The organism is Yersinia ruckeri ATCC 29473 (assembly GCF_000754815.1).
GTDB classification, from domain to species: domain Bacteria; phylum Pseudomonadota; class Gammaproteobacteria; order Enterobacterales; family Enterobacteriaceae; genus Yersinia; species Yersinia ruckeri.
This window is the reverse complement of the sequence record NZ_KN150747.1, coordinates 3,111,822-3,132,435: the sequence shown is the minus strand read 5'-3', so window position 1 is coordinate 3,132,435 and position 20,614 is coordinate 3,111,822. Positions and strand designations below refer to the sequence as shown.

Genomic DNA, 20,614 nt, shown 5'->3' with positions numbered 1-20,614 from the left:
GATTGATAAACCCACTGATTGATAAAGCTATTGTTCTATAAAACTATTGATCGACAAAGCTATTATTCATTAAAGCTATTGTTCGACTGAACGACAAAACTTTGGCCTGGCGCAGGGCTTTTTCTTCGCCACCCAGTGAAAATATTTATTTAGGCTATCAGCCTGTTAACTGACTGTTGAGCGAACCATGTCGACAAGTGTTTTTAATCGCCGTTGGGCGGTCTTGCTGCTGGAGGCATTGACCCGCCACGGTGTATGTCATATCTGCATTGCTCCGGGGTCTCGCTCTACACCCTTAACGCTGGCTGCGGCGGCGAATCCGTCGCTGGTTTGTCATACCCATTTCGATGAGCGTGGGTTGGGGCATTTGGCTCTTGGCTTGGCGAAAGCCTCTGGGCAGCCAGTGGCGGTGATTGTCACCTCCGGCACGGCGGCCGCCAATCTTTATCCTGCGTTGATAGAAGCCGGTCTGACTGGCGAACGCCTGATCTTTCTTACCGCAGATCGTCCAGCAGAATTGATTGATTGCGGAGCCAATCAGGCTATCCGCCAGCAAGCGATGTTTGCCAGCCATCCCGCCATTAGCCTGAATCTGCCACGGCCGACGCCAGATATCACAGCCAGTTGGTTAGTTTCTACGCTCGATAATGCGATGTCGCAGTTACAACATGGCGCGCTGCATATTAACTGTCCGTTTGCCGAACCGTTATACGGTGGTGATGACGTCAGCTACGCGGCCTGGTCAATGGAGTTGGGGGCATGGTGGCAAGGGCGTGAACCCTGGTTGCGTTCTTCCCATGTGGTTAGCCACACCATCCAGCCAGATTGGTTTAGTTGGCAGCAAAAGCGTGGCGTAGTGATTGCCGGACGTATGAGTGCGGAAGAGGGGGTTCAGGTAGCTGAATGGGCCAAAGCATTGGGCTGGCCGTTGCTGGGTGATGTTTTGTCCCAAACCGGTCAACCGCTGCCCTGCGCCGATTTATGGCTAGGCCATCCACGGGCATGCAATCTGTTGAAACAAGCTCAGTTAGTCGTGCAGTTTGGTAGCAGTCTGACCGGCAAACGCTTATTGCAGTGGCAGGCAGAATGTCAGCCGGAAGAATTCTGGCTGGTGGATCCTCTGCCTGGCCGTCTGGATCCTGCCAACCATCGCGGTCGTCGCCTACAGGCCAATATCAGCGAGTGGTTATTGCAGCACCCAGCGCCGTGCCGCGCACCCTGGGCGGCGGAACTGGCGGAGTGGGCCAGGCATGCTGAGGCTTGCGTGGCAGAGTACCTTAACGACCAGTTTGGCGAAGCCACCGTTGCTCACCGATTGGCGTCATTATTACCGGAAAATGGCCAACTGTTTGTCGGTAACAGTTTAATTGTACGTTTGGTCGATGCCCTTGGGCAGCTACCGGCGGGTTATCCGGTGTACAGCAATCGCGGAGCCAGTGGTATTGATGGTTTGCTCTCAACCGCCGCTGGAGTACAGCGGGCGACAGCCAAACCGACACTGGCTATTGTGGGGGATTTGTCTGCGCTGTACGACATGAACGCGCTGGCGTTGCTGCGACAATGTTCTGCGCCGACGGTGCTGCTGGTCGTCAATAATAACGGTGGGCAGATTTTCTCTTTGTTGCCAACACCGGAAGAGGATCGCCAACGTTTTTACTGTATGCCACAAAATGTTGATTTCCAGCATGCCGCAGCGATGTTCGGCCTACGCTATGCCTGCCCATCCAGTTGGCCACAATTGCGGGATCAGGTTCAGCAAAGCTGGCGGCAGGTTGGCATGACGCTGATCGAAATTCAGGTTCCCTCCAGTGAGGGCGCTGAAACCCTGCAACATTTGGTGCAACGGGTCGCTGAACTGTGATACTGGCCAGTCGTGTCGTCAATCCGCAACAAAACGGTCCCTGGTTGGTATGGCTACATGGCCTGCTGGGCAATGGTGCGGATTGGCTACCGGTGGTGGAAGCCTGTAGTGAATATCCATCGTTATTGGTCGATTTGCCGGGCCACGGTGGCTCGGTGGCACAGACCACCCGCGATTTTTCCGCCGTCAGCACCCAACTGGATGCGCTATTAACAGCACACAATATTCAGGATTACTGGCTGGTGGGGTATTCGTTGGGAGGCCGCATCGCCATGTATTATGCTTGCCATGCCGATGATGGTCGGCTACGTGGCCTGCTGGTGGAAGCGGCCAATCCGGGGTTGGAAGAGGATGTACTGCGCCGCGAACGCTTGCAGCATGATGTTAGCTGGGCCAGTCGTTTCCGTCAGGAACCGATCCAACAGGTGCTGGCCGATTGGTATTTGCAGCCGATTTTTGCCGATTTGACCGCCAGTCAGCGTCAACAGCTAGTGGATTTGCGTTCAGTCAATCGTGGCTCGGCTATCGCTGCTATGCTTGAAGCCACCTCGTTGGGTCATCAACCTTATTTGTTGCCCGCGTTGCGTCAGCTTTCACTGCCTTTCGCCTATTTATGCGGCGAGCAGGATCATAAATTTCAGCAACTGGCTTATCAGTATCGGTTGCCTTTATGCACTATTGCCGAGGCTGGCCATAATGCTCACCGGGCTAATCCCGGTGCTTTTGCCGCGCAGGTGCGTTCATTCTTATCACTCTCCCGTTAAAGGAATGCTTACTATGCTTTATCCGAGCGAAGAACAACTGTACGCCGCCATTGAATGGCAAGATTGCTCAGCCGGGTTTGAAGATATCCGCTATCACAAATCCCACGACGGGATCGCCAAGATCACCATTAATCGCCCTCAGGTACGTAATGCTTTTCGCCCACAGACAGTAAAAGAGATGATTCAGGCGCTGGCCGATGCCCGCTATGACGATCATGTCGGAGTCATTATTCTGACCGGTGAAGGGGATAAGGCCTTCTGTGCGGGTGGCGATCAAAAAGTACGTGGCGACTACGGCGGCTATCAGGATAACAGTGGCGTTCATCACCTTAACGTCCTGGATTTCCAGCGCCAGATTCGTACCTGCCCGAAACCGGTCGTGGCGATGGTGGCCGGTTATTCTATTGGCGGCGGCCATGTTTTACATCTGATCTGTGATCTGACTATCGCAGCAGATAACGCCATTTTCGGGCAAACAGGCCCGAAAGTCGGTTCTTTTGACGGCGGCTGGGGTGCCTCTTATATGGCGCGGATTGTCGGCCAGAAAAAAGCGCGGGAAATCTGGTTCCTGTGCCGTCAATACGATGCCAAACAGGCATTGGATATGGGGCTGGTCAACACTGTGGTGCCATTAGCTGATTTAGAAAAAGAAACAGTACGCTGGTGTCGCGAAATGCTGGAAAACAGCCCGATGGCATTACGCTGCTTGAAAGCGGCTCTGAATGCTGATTGTGATGGTCAGGCTGGTCTGCAAGAGCTGGCCGGTAACGCGACCATGCTATTTTATATGACGGATGAAGGTCAGGAAGGGCGTAACGCGTTTAATGAAAAGCGTCAGCCGGACTTCAGCAAATTTAAGCGTAATCCGTAATGCGCCGGGTGAAACTTTATCGCTTTAGCCTGCCGATGGAGGCAGGCGTGGTGCTGCGCAATCAACGGTTGAAAAGCCGTGATGGGCTGCTGGTCGAGCTGCGTGATGGTGAACACCAAGGTTGGGGAGAAATCTCGCCGCTACCGGAATTCAGTCAGGAAACGCTGGCCGAAGCTGAATCTGCCGCGCTGCTATGGTTGAAAGGCTGGGTTGCTGGTGAGCCGGTACTGGAGAGTCCATTGCCATCCGTCGCTTTTGGCCTGAGCTGTGCCGTGGCGGAACTGGAACAGCGCTTACCGATACCGGCAGATTACCGCAAAGCGCCACTGTGTAATGGCGATCCCGATGAGCTGTTTGAGGTGCTGATGGCTCTACCGGGTGACAAAGTTGCCAAAGTGAAAGTCGGGCTATATGAGGCGGTGCGCGATGGAATGATTGTCAATGTGCTGCTGGAAGCGCTGCCAGATTTGACCTTACGGTTGGATGCGAACCGCAGTTGGACGGCGGCCAAGGCCGAAGGTTTTGCCAAATACGTCAACCCCGCATTGCGCTCCCGAATTGCCTTTCTGGAAGAACCCTGCAAAACCCGCGATGAATCGCGCGCTTTTGCCCGTGATACCGGTATTGCCATCGCCTGGGATGAAAGTGTGCGTGAAGCTGATTTTCAGGTACAGGCCGAACCGGGCGTCGCGGCCATTGTGATTAAACCGACGTTGGTGGGCAGTATTGCGCGTTGTCAGCAATTGGTGCAGCAGGCACATCAGGTGGGTTTGGTGGCGGTGATCAGTTCCAGTATAGAGTCCAGTTTAGGTTTATCCCAACTAGCGCGTCTGGCCAGTTGGTTAACGCCGGATACGGTACCGGGCCTCGATACGCTGGATCTGATGCAGGTGCAGTTAGTGCGACCTTGGCCGGAAAGCAAATTACCGTTGGTGTCTATTGAGCAGCTGGAACTGGCATGGTGCAGCTAAACCAATGGCCGTGGCGGCATTGGGCGACGGTGCGGCCATTGGCAGCAGCCTTGCGGCTTGGTGAACAGACAATCAACTGGCAACAGTTGGTTGCTGATATTGATGGCGTCGCGGCGGCTTTTCACCAGCAGGGCGTCACCGCAGGCGCGGGTGTGGTGGTCAGAGGTAAAAACAGCTACCGCTTACTGTTGGCCTATCTGGCGGGGCTACAGTGTGCGGCACGCGTTTTACCCCTCAATCCACAGTTACCGATATCACTGCTCAAACCCTTGTTGCCGAATTTGGCTATTGACTTTATTTTCACTGATCAAAACGATGATTTGAGCGGATTGGGTTTGACTACACTGGTTGATAGCGCCGCTGAATCTATTGTTCCGCCACCGTGGGACGGTCAACGACTGGCTACCATGACGTTGACCTCCGGCTCCTCCGGCTTGCCAAAAGCGGCAGTACACCGACTGGACGCGCATTTATCCAGTGCCGCTGGCGTATTGGCTTTGATGCCGTTTGTCGTCGGCGACAGTTGGCTACTGTCATTACCGCTGTTTCATGTTTCCGGTCAGGGCATAGTTTGGCGCTGGCTCAGCGTCGGTGCTACGCTGGTTATTCGTGATATGCAACCATTACCGCAGGCGCTGGAAGGTTGCACTCACGCCTCGCTGGTGCCCACCCAACTCTGGCGTTTACTGGCTCAACCGGCAGGAACCTCAAGTCTGAAAGCCGTGCTGCTGGGTGGCGCGATGATCCCGACGGATTTAACCGAACAGGCTGAAGCACGAGGCATTCGCTGTTGGTGTGGTTATGGGCTGACGGAAGCGGCCTCGACGGTGTGTGCCAAACGCGCCAATGGCAATGCGGGTGTCGGCGTAGCCTTGGCGGGGCGGCAAGTCAAACTGGTGGATCAGGAAGTCTGGGTTAAAGGCGACTGCCTGGCTGCCGGTTACTGGCAGCAGGGCGGGTTACGTCCATTGACTGATGAGAATGGCTGGCTACATACCCGTGATCGTGGGCAGTGGTTGGACGATGAACTGCATATCCTTGGGCGGTTGGATAACGTGTTTTTCAGTGGTGGAGAAGGCATTCAACCGGAAGATATTGAGCGCATTCTGTTATTGCACCCACAGGTACAACACGCTTTTATCCTGCCGGTGGAGGATGCGGAATTTGGCCAACGGCCAGTGGCGGTTATCGAATGCTCCCCAGAGCTAACATGGCCGGTACTTTCTGACTGGCTAGCACCCCAACTGGCACCATTCCAACGGCCAGTGGCTTTTTATCGATTACCTGATGAACTGAAAAAAGGTGGCATCAAGGTGTCGCGGCGGGATGTTTTTGATTTCCTGTCTAATGTATAGACCATCAGTGAGTGAGTGTTCGGTTATCATCACTTCAGGGTTCATTTAGCTTCAACCGAGCAGAAGAGGCGACCCTCCTGCTTGGTTGAAGCGACTGAGACAACGCTACCGCTACATCAGTCTCAACCGAAACCAACTCGGATGCTTAGCAACCGAGCTGATGACTAAAATAACCCTAATTTAATCCGAGAGCCTTCTTAACCCCAGCCGCATAATCGGGGTGAACTTTCTCAAACAGCTCAATCTGACGGTGTTGGATCGCTTCAGGAATCTGTGACAATTCACCGGCGATACGGGTAAACATCCGCTGGTGCTCTTCTGCACTGAGCAAATTGAACAACGCGCGTGGTTGAGAGAAATAATCATCATCTTCACGATGATTCCAGTGATCCGCAGCACCGGTCAACGTTAACGGCGGTTCGCTGAAATCAGGTTGCTCTTGGAATAAACCAAAGCTGTTCGGCTCATAAGTGGCGGTATTGCCGCTGTTGCCGTCCACGCGCATGGCACCGTCGCGATGGTAATTATGGAATGGGCATTTGGCTCCATTAACGGGGATTTGATGATGATTGACGCCCAAGCGATAGCGATGAGCATCACCGTATGAGAACAGACGACCTTGCAGCATTCTATCCGGTGAGAAACTGATACCAGGCACCACGTTAGCGGGGTTGAAAGCGGCTTGTTCCACTTCTGAGAAGTAGTTTTCCGGGTTACGGTTCAGTTCGAAGTAACCGACATCAATTAACGGATAATCCGCGTGTGGCCAAACTTTGGTCAAATCAAACGGGTTGTATGGCACCTCGGAAGCTTCCTGTTCTGGCATAATCTGCACTTGCAGGTTCCAACGTGGGAAATCACCGCGTTCGATGGCTTCGTACAGATCTCGCTGCGAACTTTCCCGATCGGAACCAATCAGTTTTTCAGCTTCGTCATCCATCAGGTTTTCAATACCCTGTTGGCAACGGAAATGGAATTTCACCCAATAACGTTGGTTCTGACCGTTGATAAAGCTAAAGGTATGGCTGCCAAACCCGTGCATATGGCGATAGGATTTCGGTAAGCCACGGTCGCTGAAATCAATGGTTAACTGATGCAATGCTTCAGGGAGTTGAGAGAAAAAGTCCCACTTGTAGATGGGATTACGCAGGTTGGTGCGGGGGTCACGTTTAACCACATGGTTTAAATCGGGGAATTTCAACGGGTCGCGTAAATAGAACACGGGCGTATCGTTACCGACCAGATCCCAGTTGCCTTCCTCGGTGTAAAACTTCATGGCAAAACCACGGATATCGCGTTCTGCATCAGCGGCACCGCGCTCACCGGCTACCGTGGAGAAACGCACAAACATATCGGTTTTCTTACCCACTTCAGCGAAAATCTTTGCTCGGGTATATTGAGTGATGTCGTGGGTGACAGTGAAGGTACCATAAGCACCAGAACCTTTAGCGTGCATACGGCGCTCAGGAATCACTTCCCGATCAAAGTGAGCCAGCTTCTCAAGAAACCAGATATCCTGTAACAGCATTGGGCCACGTGGGCCAGCGGTAATCACGTTATTATTATCGACAACCGGCGCACCAGCGGCGGTTGTTAACCCTTTTTTTTTGCTCATCACTTTCTCCAGTATTGCCGTTGAATTAATTAAAAATGTAGGGGCGGATTTTGTAATGGGTTTGTTAAAAATTGGACTTATTGCCAAATGGCAAGAATGACTTTAACCAATTACAGCTTACTGCTTTTTGATCTCCCCACTAGTTGTAGTCTTATTGGTCTACTTCATCAAATAGGTATGAGTTATCGTTAGGATTAGAAAATCTAAATTGGCGGTTTGGCGTACTTAATTTCAATCAACGGAAATAATGAGTTATATAATCGGTTTTTTCTGGGTTGTTATGGTTTATTTTTCGGTTAAACTTGTGGTGTAAAATCCTGTCGGGCAAGTTGTTCGCCAGGAAAATGAAGAATAACGAGAGAAAATATGAAAAAGACATTTATCGCTTGTGCAGCGAGTTTGCTGTTTGTTGCTGGTTCCGCCAGTGCAATCAGCATCACCGGTGAAGCAGGTCGTCATTATACCAATCTGGGCTTCGGTATGGGCACCAATACTGGCGGACTGACAATGAGCGGTAACTGGGCGCGTAGCGACCACGATGGCGAGATGGCTGGCTTTGGCCTGGGCTTTAATCTACCGATCGGCTCGTTGATGGCAACCATCGGCGGTAAAGGTATTTATATGGCTCCGGAAGACGGAAAAAACGGTGGCGCTATCGCTGTTGGCGGTGGTTTGAGTTATCCAATCACCAAATCCTTCACCCTCTACGGGGAAGGTTATGTCGCACCGGAATCCATGACCAGCGGGATGAAATCTTATACCGAAGCCAATGCTGGCGTTCGCTGGAATGTCCTCCGTCCATTAACTATTGATGCAGGTTATCGCTATATCAATATGGAAGGTAAGGACGGTCATCGCGATAACCGTCTGGCCGATGGTATTTATCTTGGTGCTGGCCTGAACTTCTGATATTGACATCCTCCCCGCCCTGAAGGACGGGGATATAAGGCGCACCTGATAAAATGGGTGAGCAGCATAAACTGGCCCCCGTCTTTTCCTACCCCATCATTGCGGGTCACTTCACTGAAATGATCAGCCTACGGCGGGTAAAACGCCGGTCACAATACCCACCTGAATAGCAATAACCGTCACGCCACAGGTAAATACCAGCGCCAGAGCCGGTTTCCCACCCCAGACACGATAACGTTGTTCCTGATGCAGGTTACGGGCTTTCCACGCCAATAATGACGGCAGGATCAGTGCTAGCACCGATAATGCCACAGCGGCAAACCCCAAAGCCATGACGAAGCCACGAGGATAGAACAAGGCGAACATCAATGGTGGCAGGAAGGTAATCAGCCCGGTTTGCAGACGGCCACGTACCGTATTGCGGCGTTTGAATAAATCTGCCAGATAATCGAACAGCCCCAGCGCAACGCCAAGGAAAGAGGTGGCCAGTGCCAGATCGGCAAACAGATGCACCGCTAACTCTACGTGTGGTGAAGCGACCACTTCACGTACCGCCTGTAGCAAACCATTCAGCCCAGCCTGCTGCGCCAGAATACCGACAAAGGTACTGGAGGAAATGGCACCCAACGTGGTTAACTGCCAAAAGATATAGGCGATGAGTGGGATGGCGCTGCCGATAATAAACACCCAACGCAATTTGCGGATGTTGCCACCCATATAGTTAACGATGCTGGGTACGCTACCGTGGAAGCCGAAAGAGGTGAAAATCACTGGAATGGCCGAAAGTGCCAGCCCTTGCTCCAACGGCAGGGTCAGCAGGTTGGCTTTTTCCACATGAGGCATCATTAATGCCAGCATAATGACCAGAAAAATCACTTTTGCCGTAAACAGTATCCGGTTAAACAGATCCACCGAATGGGTACCAATACACACCACGCCACCGGCGACCAGCGTGAACAGCAACACGCCGAGATAGGTCGGGAAGCTTTGTTGCGTCCACTGGCTGATACTGGTTGCCAGCAATTCGCCGGCTCCGCTGATATAGGCAGATGTCAGGGCATACATCAGAAACATCATGCTAAAGCCGGTCAGCCATTGACCACGGTGGCCAAGATAGCGTTTGGCCAGCGTTCCCAGCCCGGTGTCTGCCGCTTCATATTGATAGACTTCAACCAATAACAACGCGGTATAGCACATCAACATCCATAGGGAGACCAATAGAATCAGGGTAACACTGAAACCCACGCCAGCCGCAGCGAGTGGCATAGCCAGCATCCCTGCGCCGATAGTGGTTCCCGCTACGATAAAAATACTGCCAAGAGTGCGATTCTTCACGCTTTCCTCTACTAACCCACATTTTATTAAAATTATTGAGTGCAGCAGAGTAGTCGATTGTTATTAGTCTGTCAAATCGTCGTTACAATGAATGTAAATTTAAATTTACAGTTTATTGTTTGATTTATCACACTTTAACGGTTTTCTGACCGTGATGACGATGAGGATTGCTACAGAGCAGGTAGAAGGAATGCTCATCGCGCCACTCAGGGGTGGCGCGATTGAGGACGTTATCAAAGGGGCGACTTATCCGGTGTGCCGTAAAACCTCGGCGGGGAGGATGTCAGCGGAAGGCTAATTGAGCTAATCGGCTAAAAAATAAGCTATCATCATGTCGAATGGCACATAGTCTTAAATTTATTTTTTAACCAAACCACCGTATTATCCCCATCAGGGTAAATAGCGTAAAAAATATTTTCTTTAATTGGCGGTGTATGATTACTACAAACATTGTTTAACATACCGGTGTAATTATCGCCCCAACTCAGGTCAACATTTTTTAATCCGGTAGACGCCACCAGCCTTCTTGATATCCAGCTATAAGCGGGTGCATACATTAAGTCAATCAATGACTGATGGTTAATGATATTTTGAGTAATGGGTGATGCATTCGGGTAGTTATTAATAAAGATAGTTCCATGATTAGTGGCTTGGATACTCATTAAGTCATAGCTCAGCCATGAAACAATACGATTCTCATAATCCCTTTGACTTTTTATCGCATTACCATATTGGAAACTGACAGATAAGAAATACAGAACAGGAATAACCATAAGAATGGATAAATTGGGTTTTACTTTCATTAATAACATGTGAAGAGAGTAAGAAAGCGCAAAGATAATTGCGGAAAAACCAGATAAAACCCGAACGTCAGTGACTCCCTCTTTAAGCAAAAACAAAGGGCCCAATAAAGCAATGTAGAGAATAACCGGAGATATTAGAATAATTAATAGAGACAGGAATGTCTCTCCGCCAAATTTCTTGCCACGCAAAAATTCAGATATCCGAAGAATGAATGCATATATCACGCAGATTAATGATAATAAAATCAACACTTTTAATGCTGGGGTGATGAGGAACCAAATGAAGCGGTATAGTTGATTGAAATCCCTGGTTAAGAATGCCCATGCTTCATTGAAAGGAATAATATCCCCTCGTCCACCAGTAAGACCGAATACTCTATTGATTATTATATAATAAGAAATGTATGCCGTAGCTAAAATAGCAGCGGTTAATAAGCTTTCTTTTAATGGGGATTGTTCGGTTTTTTTAAAACCTAGCATCATATTAACGCCATACAACCCAATGAATATGTTAGCGCAAGGCTGGTAAAGTGTCAGTGTCACAAATAGAAGTAAGGTTGGAACCAGATAGCTTTTTATTCCTAGATGACGAGGGTAAAAGAAAGCAGCAATGGACAGGCCAAGACCGACGATCATAGGAAAACTATCATACTTATAAGAGATGTTTTGCAAAAAAAACGGGCTAATAAATAGTAATATGTAAGGTGAAATAGAACCTATAGTCAGCGTTTTTTCTGTTGTTCTTACTGCATATAATAATACGATAGAAATAAAGAGAATACCTAATAGTAGCGTAAAGGGAGAGGTGTCTGTTATCCCGACAAAGTTAAAGGTGAGAAAGCGCATTAACAGGTCAGCTCCGGGGCGACCCAACATAGACCAGCCGGCCGCCGGATTTAGTACGCGTTCGGTATCATCGCGATAATAGACATCGGCTAAAATAATAGGTAAGGCGTAGAGTAAACAGCAGAAAAAAACAAAGAGAAAAGAGTCTCGTGTAGAAAGTTGTTTATTGAATAGATAGTTCATTTTTTCCCCTTGAAATCTTTAACAATAAATCGAGGCCTTTGTTTGGTCTCTAGATATATCCGGCCAATATACTCACCCAAGACACCAATACCGATAAGTTGTACACCACCTAAAAAGAGGACAATAGAAATCAATGAAGGATAGCCAGGAACAGGATTGTTATAAATAATCTTGTGAATGATAATAAATAAGGCATAAAAAAACGATAATGAAGCGATGCCTAGACCAATATAAGTCCAAAAACGTAGAGGGATAGTGCTAAATGAAGTAATACCCTCAAGAGCCAGGTTCCATAGTTTCCAAAAGCCGAATTTGCTTTTTCCTGTGATGCGTTTATCTCGTGTATAGGTTACGATTTCCGTTTTAAAGCCCACCCAACTTAATAATCCTTTCATAAAAAGATTTCGTTCATGCAGCATCATAACGGCATCGACAACTTGCCGACTCATCAAACGAAAATCCCCCACATTATCTTCAATTTTAGGGTTGGAAACTTGATTGTGAACTTTGTAAAAAAGTGAAGATGTCAATCTCTTTAATACCGTGTCTGACTTACGATCTATTCTTTTTGCCAACACAACATCGGCCCCAGCCTGCCATTTTTCAATTAGTCTTGGTATCACTGAAATCGGGTCTTGCAAATCAACATCAAGAGGAATAACTGCATCGCCACTTGAATATTTCAATCCAGCAAATAATGCGGGTTCCTTACCAAAGTTGCGGGAAAAATTGACTAATAACACCCGTGGATCGTTATCAATCAATACCTCCACGGCTTTCTCTGTACCGTCAGAACTGCCATCATTGACAAAAACAATTTCAATTGTAAATGGTGCCAACTCAGGACAAGAACGTACGGCTTGATGAAATAACGGGATAGTATTTTCTTCATTAAAAACCGGGATAACCAAGGATATAATCATATGGATTTTGTCCTGAATACGATGTACTTAGAGTAGATAAAACCCACAACCAAGCTGAGTAAAGAAAACAAAATAATCGTAATAATAGGACTGATACTCTGACTATCAGCATAAGCGCCAATCAGCCAGCTTAATGCTCCCATGAATGGCACATAAAGTAGGTAACGCTTTAACGATGCCGGTTGCCGGAACGTAAAACGTGCATTAACCAAGAATGAGAAAGTCACAGTAACGCTAAAGGCAATTAAGTTACTGGTCGCTTGTGGCTCCAATCCTCCATAATAAAGAAAGAAAAAAACAAACCAATGCAGTGCAGTATTAACTACACCAACAGAGCTATATTTAGCGAAAAGGCCAAACATATTCGCCACCGCCTATAAATTGACTTTATACAAAGTATAATGACGAATATAGAATCTGTTTTTTTTTATCATGTTCCAAGCAATTTATCGTGATGAATATCACAAAGAAAACGGAGATAAATGTAGAAAAAATTTTCATTTATCTTCTATCCATTTGATAATTAATATTTTATTTAAAATAAACCAGATGAAAAATAAGGTCATCCTTCTTTGCTTGATAGCTTAATTTTCTCTTATGGGTTACCCCATTATTTTGCTTTGTTCAATCATGGTTCTTCTACCCAGAACGCCGATCATCAAAAGTGCCTAAACGTGATGAGATAATGGTGTTATCGATAAAAACTCAATCAAATGGTCTGCTTTCTCGTCGAAAGATCAAATTTAAAATGTATTACACTTTTCTGCGTTCCGATCCATTTCACTTTGGCTTCGTTGATATGACTGTTATACCCGTCATATCATCATCCTTGTTGTTGCCTGGGTGCTGAGAAAACCTAGGCGTGCTACTGTTCTCAGCGTGAGAAGAGGGAACCAGCGGAGAAAGAAATGCTTAGAATTGAAATGTTAAGCACTGGCGATGAAGTTTTACACGGGCAAATCGTGGATACCAATTCTGCTTGGCTAGCGGACTACCTGTTTACACAAGGTCTGCCGATGAGCAGCCGGGAAACGGTAGGTGACGATTTGACGGCATTGATTGCCGTGCTGCAAGAGCGCAGCCAGGTGGCTGACGTGCTGATTGTAAATGGTGGACTTGGGCCAACCAGCGATGATTTAACTGCATTGGCTGCTGCTCGCGCATCCGGTGTGGAATTGATCGAACATCCCGAATGGATTAGTCGCATGGAGGCCTTCTTTGCTGAACGTGGGCGCGTAATGTCAGCGACCAACCGCAAACAGGCTCATATCCCGGCGCATGCCGAAATGCTGGATAATCCGGTCGGCACCGCCTGCGGCTTTATGTTAACGCTGAATAAATGCTTGATGTTCTTTACGCCGGGCGTGCCCTCAGAATTTAAGGTGATGGTCTCGCAGCAGATCGTTCCGCGTTTACAGCAACATTTTGGCCCACTCGCTGCGCCGTTATGTCTGCGGATGACGACCTTTGGTCGCTCAGAAAGCGATCTGGCGATGGAACTGGATTCTCTGCCACTGCCTGACGGCGTAGTGCTAGGCTATCGTTCGTCGGCACCGATTATCGAGCTGAAACTGACCGGCCCGGCAAATCAACGCCCGGCGATGGAAGCAATTTGGCAGCAGGTGCGTCAGGTTGCTGGCGAAAGCCTGATTTATGAAGGGACTCAGGGGTTAGCGGCATTATTGACGGAACAATTAAAGCAACGTGGGCTGACGTTGGCATTAAGTGAACAATTCACTGGTGGGCTGATTAACCTGCAATTGCAGAGCACGCAGGCACCGCTGGTCGGTGGCGAACTGTTACCGATGAATTGCGTGGAAACTCTGCCCGAATTGGGCGCTCGTGCCCAATCGCTGGCGGCTTTGTGCGGTGCGCCATTTGTGTTGGCGGTGAGCGCGATGAAAGGGGAAAACCTCAGCATCGCACTGCATACCCCAACGGGGACTTTCGGCCAGACTGTCCGCTATCAGGCCAGCCGCCACGGGTTGAAAATTCGTCAGGAAACCAGTGCAATGTTGGCGTTGGAGATGCTGCGACGTTGGCTATTTGGCCGCAAAGTCTGTGGTCAACACGGTTGGCTGGATGTGATTGAAATGTTGTAAGCCAGGGAAAAGGAAAAATAGCAGACAGCGCTTTAGCATGATCTGCTGAGGTTAATGGCAAGGTGGTTGCTGTGGTGAAAACCGGCAGCTCGGCAAAATGCAGGCAATACATTCTTGTTGGCTCGCTCCACGCCATCCTTGGCGTGGACGCTTGACACATCTGCCAGTCTTCCCCAGCAGAGATGATGTCGTCGAGGTTGGTCTATTTAATCTAAAAATGGGATAGATTATTTTTCTACCGCACTGCGGACTTCTTTACTGGCTTCCCACAGGCGATATTTCACTTCTACACCTTGAGGCACGTAAACCACGATAGGCAGGCGGCTGTTATAGCGCTGCATTGCATCGGTGCCTAAATTAGCCATAACAAATTTTTCTTTGGTGCTGTTTTCCTCACAGCCCATCAGTGTAGAAGCTGATCCAGAGATCTTCTCCATTACAAAATAAGTATAGCCCCAGCCAGATAGGGTGCGGGTTTCCAATCTGCCGCCAAGGGTATGCTGGTTACAGTCGACCATCATGGTCTTGCCAATCAACAATTCGACTTTGAAATTATCCTCATCTGGCTTTTCTGGCAGATAGATGACCTGGCGACTCATGGTGCTTTCCGCTGCCGGGAAAGGTGCAATTTTTTCCAATGGTTCTTGCTGTTGCATCGTTTCATCGGCGGTAGCGGCACCGGTGAACGTTGCGATCAATAGGCTGGCGATTATCGCGGATATTTTATTCATATCAAATTACCTCGTGTTATTTAGATTCAATAGAATACCGTGATTTTATCACCAATTGCTATTGTAAATACTAGACTGAGTGCATTTAATTATATTAACAGCGACGTTTAATTACTTTTTTTACTTTAACATTTTCATTAATAATATTTATTACCATTAGTTTTATTTAATGGTAATCGTTTTTTAAAATCACATTCTTACTCTTTCTAATAGATTTACAGTGTGAACTTTAAATTTCACACGCTGCTTGGAATATTTTATTTTTAGATAAAAGGAGTCTGTGATGGGTATTAATTTTTTGACTAAAAGTAATAGTTATTATATAGGCCAAGAGAGTAAATGGGTGAAAACCAAAAATGCTAAAGATCAAAAATACCAATGCATTACTTCATTGGCGTCTCAGTTAACCCGGTGTTATCAACCGCCAGTTGTCGCACCACATTTTTCGGCCATGATAAACCCGCAGGCAGGATGGAATGATGGCAGTCGTAATCATATCAATGGATTAGCACAAGTTCTCTCAGCAGATGAGCGTTTTAGCTATGTTCAGAAAGTGACCTTGCTGTGTAGTGAGGTAGATAATAGGTATGCTGCAGATCAGCTTGATGGAATATTCAGAGTATCGATTAATAAAAGCCATGTTGAGGACATGCTGCAAAAAAACACCTTGCCATTTGATCAGTGGATTACTCATCCCAGTTTGGTAGATTCCGCACTATTGGGAAAACTATTAAAGGATGAGGTTATCGCCAGTTTTCCTAAGTTTACTCTAGCTGAATGTCATCAAATAAATAAAAACCCAGAAGTAATCCAACAGATAATCACTAAAAAACTAAGCACGCTCTCCGAGGAAAAAAATAGTGCGCTAGCGAAAATCTTCAATACCATAGGCCATTGTGCCAAAAATAATGATACAAACGCTAAATTAAATGTTCAATCCGTCAGTATCAGTATTGCACCCAATTTATTTTCTGATGAATGCTACCAGACTGGGAAGGAAAAGCAGAATGGGAAGGAAACGGAAATGGCCGCATTCGAGCTAAAAGAGATGGGAAAAATTTACGTTAAGCTATTTAAAGACTGGAAGCGAATGCCGGTACCTGCGCATTTTTTGCCTTAGAGCGTTCAGAGCAAGCAGGTAAAGAATGCGTCGGTTTAAGTCAATAAAGGGTCTCATCGTTCGGTTTTTTCTGTGCTGCATTGTTGGCTACATTTCCAACTCAATATCGCCAACTGGAGTACAGCAGCAGGGTAGGATGTCTCCATCCTGAATAAAAGCTAACGGCTGTTGCTGATAACAGACTTCGCCCCGCAGCAAGCGAGTACGGCAAGAGCCGCAATAACCTGAACGGCACTGGTATTCCACCGCAATTTGATGATGTTCCAGTGCCTCTAGCAGACTGCTGCCGTTGTCAGAATAGGGTACCTGCGTACCTGAAGTACGCAGGTTGATGATCGCTTTAGTTGCCATACAATCAGAGCTGGAAATCGCTTAGGTCATCGGCACTGATTTCAGAATCGATCTGACCGACCAGATAGGAACTGACTTCAACTTCTTGCGGTGCAACCTGCACATTATCTGAAACCAGCCAGGCGTTGATCCACGGAATCGGGTTGGTTCGGGTTTTAAACGGCGTGCCCAAGCCGACGGCCTGCATACGGATATTAGTAATATATTCAACGTATTGGCAAAGAATCTCTTTATTTAGACCAATCATGGAACCGTCACGGAACAGATATTCCGCCCATTCTTTTTCTTGTTCCGCTGCTAACACAAACAGGTCATAGCATTGTTGCTGACATTCTACGGCAATTTCAGCCATTTCAGGATCGTCTTCACCTGAACGCATCAGATTCAGAATGTGCTGAGTGCCTGTCAAATGTAGCGCTTCATCGCGGGCGATCATTTTAATAATCTTGGCATTGCCTTCCATCAATTCACGCTCGGCAAAAGCGAAAGAGCAGGCGAAACTGACGTAAAAGCGAATGGCTTCCAGCGCATTAACGCTCATCAGACACAGGTACAACTGCTTTTTCAGCGCATGCAGATTAACCACCACAGTCTTGCCATTAACCTGATGGTTGCCTTCACCCAGTAAATGGTAGTAGCTGGTCATTTCGATCAAATCATCGTAGTAGGAGGAAATGTCTTTGGCGCGTTTGAGTATTTCTTCGTTAGTGACGATGTCATCAAACACTACCGCCGGATCGTTCACGATATTGCGAATGATATGAGTGTACGAGCGGGAGTGAATGGTTTCCGAAAACGACCAGGTTTCTACCCAGGTTTCCAGTTCAGGAATAGAAATCAGCGGTAGCAGAGCGACGTTTGGACTGCGGCCTTGAATAGAGTCCAGTAGCGTCTGATATTTCAGGTTGCTGATAAAAATATGTTTTTCGTGTTCTGGCAACGCATTGTAATCGATGCGATCGCGGGAAACGTCAATCTCTTCTGGACGCCAGAAGAAAGACAGTTGTTTTTCAATCAGTTTCTCGAAGATAGCGAATTTCTGTTGGTCAAAACGCGCGACGTTAACGGGCTGGCCAAGAAACATCGGTTCGAGCAACTGATTGTTTTTGTTCTGAGAAAAAGTGGTATAGGCCATGATGTCCTCGAGGATATCGCAAAAGGCAAAAAAGAAACGGTCCTCACGATGACTCGGTTTTTGCACTGGCCCAAGTGGCCTGGGTGCAAAATGATCAACCGCCAGTCAATCGCATGCATGGATTGCCCGGCGGGAGAGGGCCTTAACTAAACATTAAATCTTACACGCACCGCCTTCGCAGTCGTCGTCACCTGGCTGGCTTTGAATATCTTCCTGCACATCATCAGCACCATCGCGGGTGTTTTGATAGTACAAAGTTTTCACGCCAAATTTGTAGGTGGTCAACAGGTCTTTCAGCAATTGCTTCATCGGCACTTTCCCTGATGGGAAACGCGATGGATCGTAATTGGTGTTTGCTGAAATCGCCTGATCGATAAATTTCTGCATCAAGCCGACCAGTTGTAGATAACCGTCGTTATTTGGCATTTCCCACAGCAGTTCGTAGGCCTCTTTCAGACGCTCATATTCTGGCACGACCTGACGCAAGATACCGTCTTTCGAGGCTTTGATACTGACATAACCGCGCGGTGGCTCAATACCGTTAGTGGCATTGGAGATCTGCGAGGACGTTTCTGACGGCATCAGGGCAGACAGCGTGGAGTTACGCAGGCCGAATTCCTGAATATCTTTACGCAGAGTTTCCCAATCGTAATGCAGCGGCTCGTCGCTGATCGCGTCCAAGTCTTTCTTGTAGGTATCGATCGGCAGAATACCTTGAGAATAGGTCGTTTCGTTGAACCATTCGCAGGCACCTTGCTCACGAGCCAGATGGTTAGAGGCTTTCAGCAGGTAATACTGAATGGCTTCGAAAGTACGGTGAGTCAGGTTGTTTGCACTGCCATCGGAATAACGCACCCCGTTTTTCGCCAGATAATAAGCGTAGTTGATCACGCCGACACCCAGAGTACGGCGACCCATCGCGCCACGGCGTGCCGCTTCGATCGGATAATCCTGATAATCCAGCAGTGCATCCAACGCACGAACAGCCAGGTTCGCCAGATCTTCCAGTTCGTCCAGGCTATCGATAGCGCCCAGGTTAAATGCTGACAGAGTACACAGGGCAATTTCGCCGTTAGGATCGTTAATATCGTTCAGCGGTTTGGTCGGCAGCGCGATCTCCAGACACAGGTTGGATTGACGAACCGGTGCAATTTTCGGATCAAACGGGCTGTGGGTGTTGCAATGATCCACATTCTGAATGTAGATACGGCCAGTAGACGCGCGTTCCTGCATCATCAGAGAGAACAGTTCTACCGCTTTAACACGCTGCTGACGAATGCTGCTGTCCTGCTCATATTGCGTGTACAGGCGTTCAAATTGCTCCTGATCGGCGAAGAAAGCATCATACAATCCCGGAACATCAGACGGGCTGAACAAAGTGATGTCGCCGCCTTGCAACAGACGCTGGTACATCAGCTTGTTAAGTTGCACGCCGTAATCCATATGACGAACGCGGTTGCCTTCCACCCCACGGTTATTTTTCAATACCAGTAGGCTTTCCACTTCCAAATGCCACATTGGGTAGAACAACGTGGCTGCACCACCGCGAACGCCGCCCTGAGAACAGGATTTCACTGCGGTTTGGAAATGTTTATAGAACGGAATACAGCCAGTATGGAAGGCTTCACCACCGCGAATCGGGCTACCCAGCGCACGGATGCGGCCAGCGTTGATACCAATACCGGCGCGTTGGGAAACATATTTCACAATGGCACTGGAAGTGGCATTGATTGAATCCAGGCTGTCACCGCACTCTATCAGTACGCAAGAACTGAACTGGCGGGTTGGGGTACGCACACCCGCCATAATTGGCGTTGGTAGTGAAATCTTGAAGGTGGACACCGCATCGTAGAAACGTTTGATGTAATCCATCCGCGTGTGACGTGGATAGCCGGAGAACAGACAGGCAGCAACCAGAATATACAGGAACTGGGCGCTTTCGTAGATTTCACCGGTAACACGGTTTTGAACCAGATATTTACCTTCCAATTGCTTCACCGCAGCATAGGAGAAGTTCATATCGCGCCAATGGTCAATAAATCCATCCATCTGCTGGAAGTCTTCAGCTGTGTAATCTTCCAGCAGATGCTTATCATATTTGCCCATATCGACCATTTTGCTCACATGATCGAACAGTTTTGGCGGTTCAAACTGGCCATAGGCTTTTTTGCGCAGGTGGAAGATCGCCAGACGAGCAGCCAGATATTGGTAATCTGGTGCGTCACGGGAGATCAAATCTGCTGCAGCTTTGATAATCGTTTCATGAATATCGGCGGTTTTGATGCCATCATAAAACTGGATATGAGAACGTAATTCTACTTGAGATACTGAGACGTTATGTAAACCTTCTGCGGCCCAGTCGATGACTCGGTGGATTTTATCAAGGTTGATGCGCTCTTTGCTGCCATCGCGTTTAGTAACAAGTAGACTTTGGTTCATGTGTTCGTGGCCTTTTTTCCCCGATTCAGTCTACATAAAACACAAGCCTATGCTCTCCTTGATTGCAGTAATCATTGAGGGCCGTAGTGTATTGTTCAGTATGTAAACACTATATGTGGGGGTAGTATGTTGGTGAGATAACAAGATAGTGAGAAACGACGATTTTAGCAAGTGAACAAAACCGACCAATTGTGTGGATAACTTGGGGGTGAAATGTTACCAACGGCTTACAACCTGCGTCAGCGCTGGAGATCGCGTCCTTTGAGTCTGGGGGATAAAATTTTACTAAAAATCTTAAAA

General features: G+C 48.0%; 18 protein-coding genes. 9 read left to right on the top strand and 9 right to left on the bottom strand.

What is annotated here, in order from left to right:
* Window positions 1-187: 187 nt before the first annotated feature.
* From menD to menE, 5 genes are read left to right on the top strand one after another with little or no spacing between them, the layout of a single operon-like run.
* On the top strand, window positions 188-1,861 hold the full coding sequence (menD, locus tag DJ39_RS14065) for a 2-succinyl-5-enolpyruvyl-6-hydroxy-3-cyclohexene-1-carboxylic-acid synthase (RefSeq protein WP_038251495.1): 1,674 nt from the start codon (window positions 188-190) through the stop codon (window positions 1,859-1,861).
* Window positions 1,858-2,625, top strand: coding sequence for a 2-succinyl-6-hydroxy-2,4-cyclohexadiene-1-carboxylate synthase (gene menH, locus DJ39_RS14060; protein WP_080547523.1), 768 nt, complete (start codon window positions 1,858-1,860; stop codon window positions 2,623-2,625). Before menD ends, menH begins: the two co-directional genes overlap by 4 nt.
* A 13-nt stretch (window positions 2,626-2,638) precedes the next feature.
* Window positions 2,639-3,496 carry a 1,4-dihydroxy-2-naphthoyl-CoA synthase gene (menB, locus tag DJ39_RS14055; protein ID WP_038244216.1) on the top strand — a complete coding sequence of 286 codons (858 nt, stop codon included), beginning with the start codon at window positions 2,639-2,641 and terminating at the stop codon, window positions 3,494-3,496.
* The gene (gene menC / locus DJ39_RS14050) at window positions 3,496-4,467 is read left to right on the top strand and encodes an o-succinylbenzoate synthase (RefSeq protein ID WP_004717835.1); all 972 of its coding nucleotides are present in this window, start codon (window positions 3,496-3,498) and stop codon (window positions 4,465-4,467) included. Before menB ends, menC begins: the two co-directional genes overlap by 1 nt.
* Window positions 4,455-5,822: an o-succinylbenzoate--CoA ligase gene (gene menE, locus DJ39_RS14045; RefSeq protein ID WP_038251494.1), complete on the top strand. Its 1,368-nt coding sequence runs from the start codon at window positions 4,455-4,457 to the stop codon at window positions 5,820-5,822. The genes menC and menE overlap by 13 nt, the downstream gene beginning before the upstream one ends.
* Before the next feature lie 175 nt (window positions 5,823-5,997).
* Here the strand turns inward: menE and DJ39_RS14040 are convergent, their stop codons facing one another.
* Window positions 5,998-7,437, bottom strand: a complete 1,440-nt coding sequence (locus tag DJ39_RS14040) for a catalase (protein ID WP_038244211.1) — start codon at window positions 7,435-7,437, stop codon at window positions 5,998-6,000.
* A gap of 366 nt (window positions 7,438-7,803) precedes the next feature.
* Between DJ39_RS14040 and DJ39_RS14035 the strand changes: the two genes are divergently transcribed.
* Window positions 7,804-8,346 carry a YfaZ family outer membrane protein gene (locus tag DJ39_RS14035; RefSeq protein WP_038244209.1) on the top strand — a complete coding sequence of 181 codons (543 nt, stop codon included), beginning with the start codon at window positions 7,804-7,806 and terminating at the stop codon, window positions 8,344-8,346.
* 123 nt (window positions 8,347-8,469) lie between these two features.
* Here DJ39_RS14035 and tyrP read toward each other — a convergent pair whose 3' ends face one another.
* A complete protein-coding gene (gene tyrP, locus DJ39_RS14030; protein WP_004717830.1) occupies window positions 8,470-9,681 on the bottom strand; it encodes a tyrosine transporter TyrP in 1,212 nt (403 codons plus the stop codon).
* Window positions 9,682-9,835: 154 nt separating this feature from the next.
* On the opposite strand from tyrP, the gene DJ39_RS18025 reads away from it, so the two are divergent.
* The gene (locus DJ39_RS18025) at window positions 9,836-9,979 is read left to right on the top strand and encodes a hypothetical protein (protein ID WP_155274692.1); all 144 of its coding nucleotides are present in this window, start codon (window positions 9,836-9,838) and stop codon (window positions 9,977-9,979) included.
* Window positions 9,980-10,010: 31 nt separating this feature from the next.
* On the opposite strand, the gene DJ39_RS14025 is transcribed toward DJ39_RS18025, so the two are convergent.
* Genes DJ39_RS14025 through DJ39_RS14015 form a run of 3 tightly spaced genes read right to left on the bottom strand, consistent with a single transcriptional unit; the run spans window position 10,011 to window position 12,798 of the window.
* On the bottom strand, window positions 10,011-11,513 hold the full coding sequence (locus tag DJ39_RS14025; RefSeq protein ID WP_038244206.1) for a glucosyltransferase domain-containing protein: 1,503 nt from the start codon (window positions 11,511-11,513) through the stop codon (window positions 10,011-10,013).
* Window positions 11,510-12,436 carry a glycosyltransferase family 2 protein gene (locus DJ39_RS14020; RefSeq protein WP_038244204.1) on the bottom strand — a complete coding sequence of 309 codons (927 nt, stop codon included), beginning with the start codon at window positions 12,434-12,436 and terminating at the stop codon, window positions 11,510-11,512. Before DJ39_RS14020 ends, DJ39_RS14025 begins: the two co-directional genes overlap by 4 nt.
* Window positions 12,433-12,798, bottom strand: a complete 366-nt coding sequence (locus DJ39_RS14015; RefSeq protein WP_038244201.1) for a GtrA family protein — start codon at window positions 12,796-12,798, stop codon at window positions 12,433-12,435. Before DJ39_RS14015 ends, DJ39_RS14020 begins: the two co-directional genes overlap by 4 nt.
* A gap of 546 nt (window positions 12,799-13,344) precedes the next feature.
* Between DJ39_RS14015 and DJ39_RS14010 the strand changes: the two genes are divergently transcribed.
* Window positions 13,345-14,538, top strand: a complete 1,194-nt coding sequence (locus tag DJ39_RS14010) for a nicotinamide mononucleotide deamidase-related protein YfaY (RefSeq protein WP_038251493.1) — start codon at window positions 13,345-13,347, stop codon at window positions 14,536-14,538.
* Window positions 14,539-14,765: 227 nt separating this feature from the next.
* On the opposite strand, the gene eco is transcribed toward DJ39_RS14010, so the two are convergent.
* Window positions 14,766-15,269 carry a serine protease inhibitor ecotin gene (gene eco, locus DJ39_RS14005; RefSeq protein WP_004717824.1) on the bottom strand — a complete coding sequence of 168 codons (504 nt, stop codon included), beginning with the start codon at window positions 15,267-15,269 and terminating at the stop codon, window positions 14,766-14,768.
* 283 nt (window positions 15,270-15,552) lie between these two features.
* Between eco and DJ39_RS14000 the strand changes: the two genes are divergently transcribed.
* Window positions 15,553-16,389 carry a Rho GTPase-activating protein gene (locus DJ39_RS14000; protein ID WP_004717823.1) on the top strand — a complete coding sequence of 279 codons (837 nt, stop codon included), beginning with the start codon at window positions 15,553-15,555 and terminating at the stop codon, window positions 16,387-16,389.
* 87 nt (window positions 16,390-16,476) lie between these two features.
* Here DJ39_RS14000 and yfaE read toward each other — a convergent pair whose 3' ends face one another.
* From yfaE to nrdA, 3 genes are all read right to left on the bottom strand, one after another.
* The gene (gene yfaE / locus DJ39_RS13995) at window positions 16,477-16,740 is read right to left on the bottom strand and encodes a class I ribonucleotide reductase maintenance protein YfaE (protein ID WP_004717822.1); all 264 of its coding nucleotides are present in this window, start codon (window positions 16,738-16,740) and stop codon (window positions 16,477-16,479) included.
* A gap of 4 nt (window positions 16,741-16,744) precedes the next feature.
* The gene (gene nrdB, locus DJ39_RS13990) at window positions 16,745-17,875 is read right to left on the bottom strand and encodes a class Ia ribonucleoside-diphosphate reductase subunit beta (RefSeq protein ID WP_004717821.1); all 1,131 of its coding nucleotides are present in this window, start codon (window positions 17,873-17,875) and stop codon (window positions 16,745-16,747) included.
* 153 nt (window positions 17,876-18,028) lie between these two features.
* Complete coding sequence (gene nrdA / locus DJ39_RS13985; protein WP_004717820.1) at window positions 18,029-20,314, bottom strand: class 1a ribonucleoside-diphosphate reductase subunit alpha; 2,286 nt, start codon at window positions 20,312-20,314, stop codon at window positions 18,029-18,031.
* Between the last annotated feature and the right edge of the window lie 300 nt (window positions 20,315-20,614).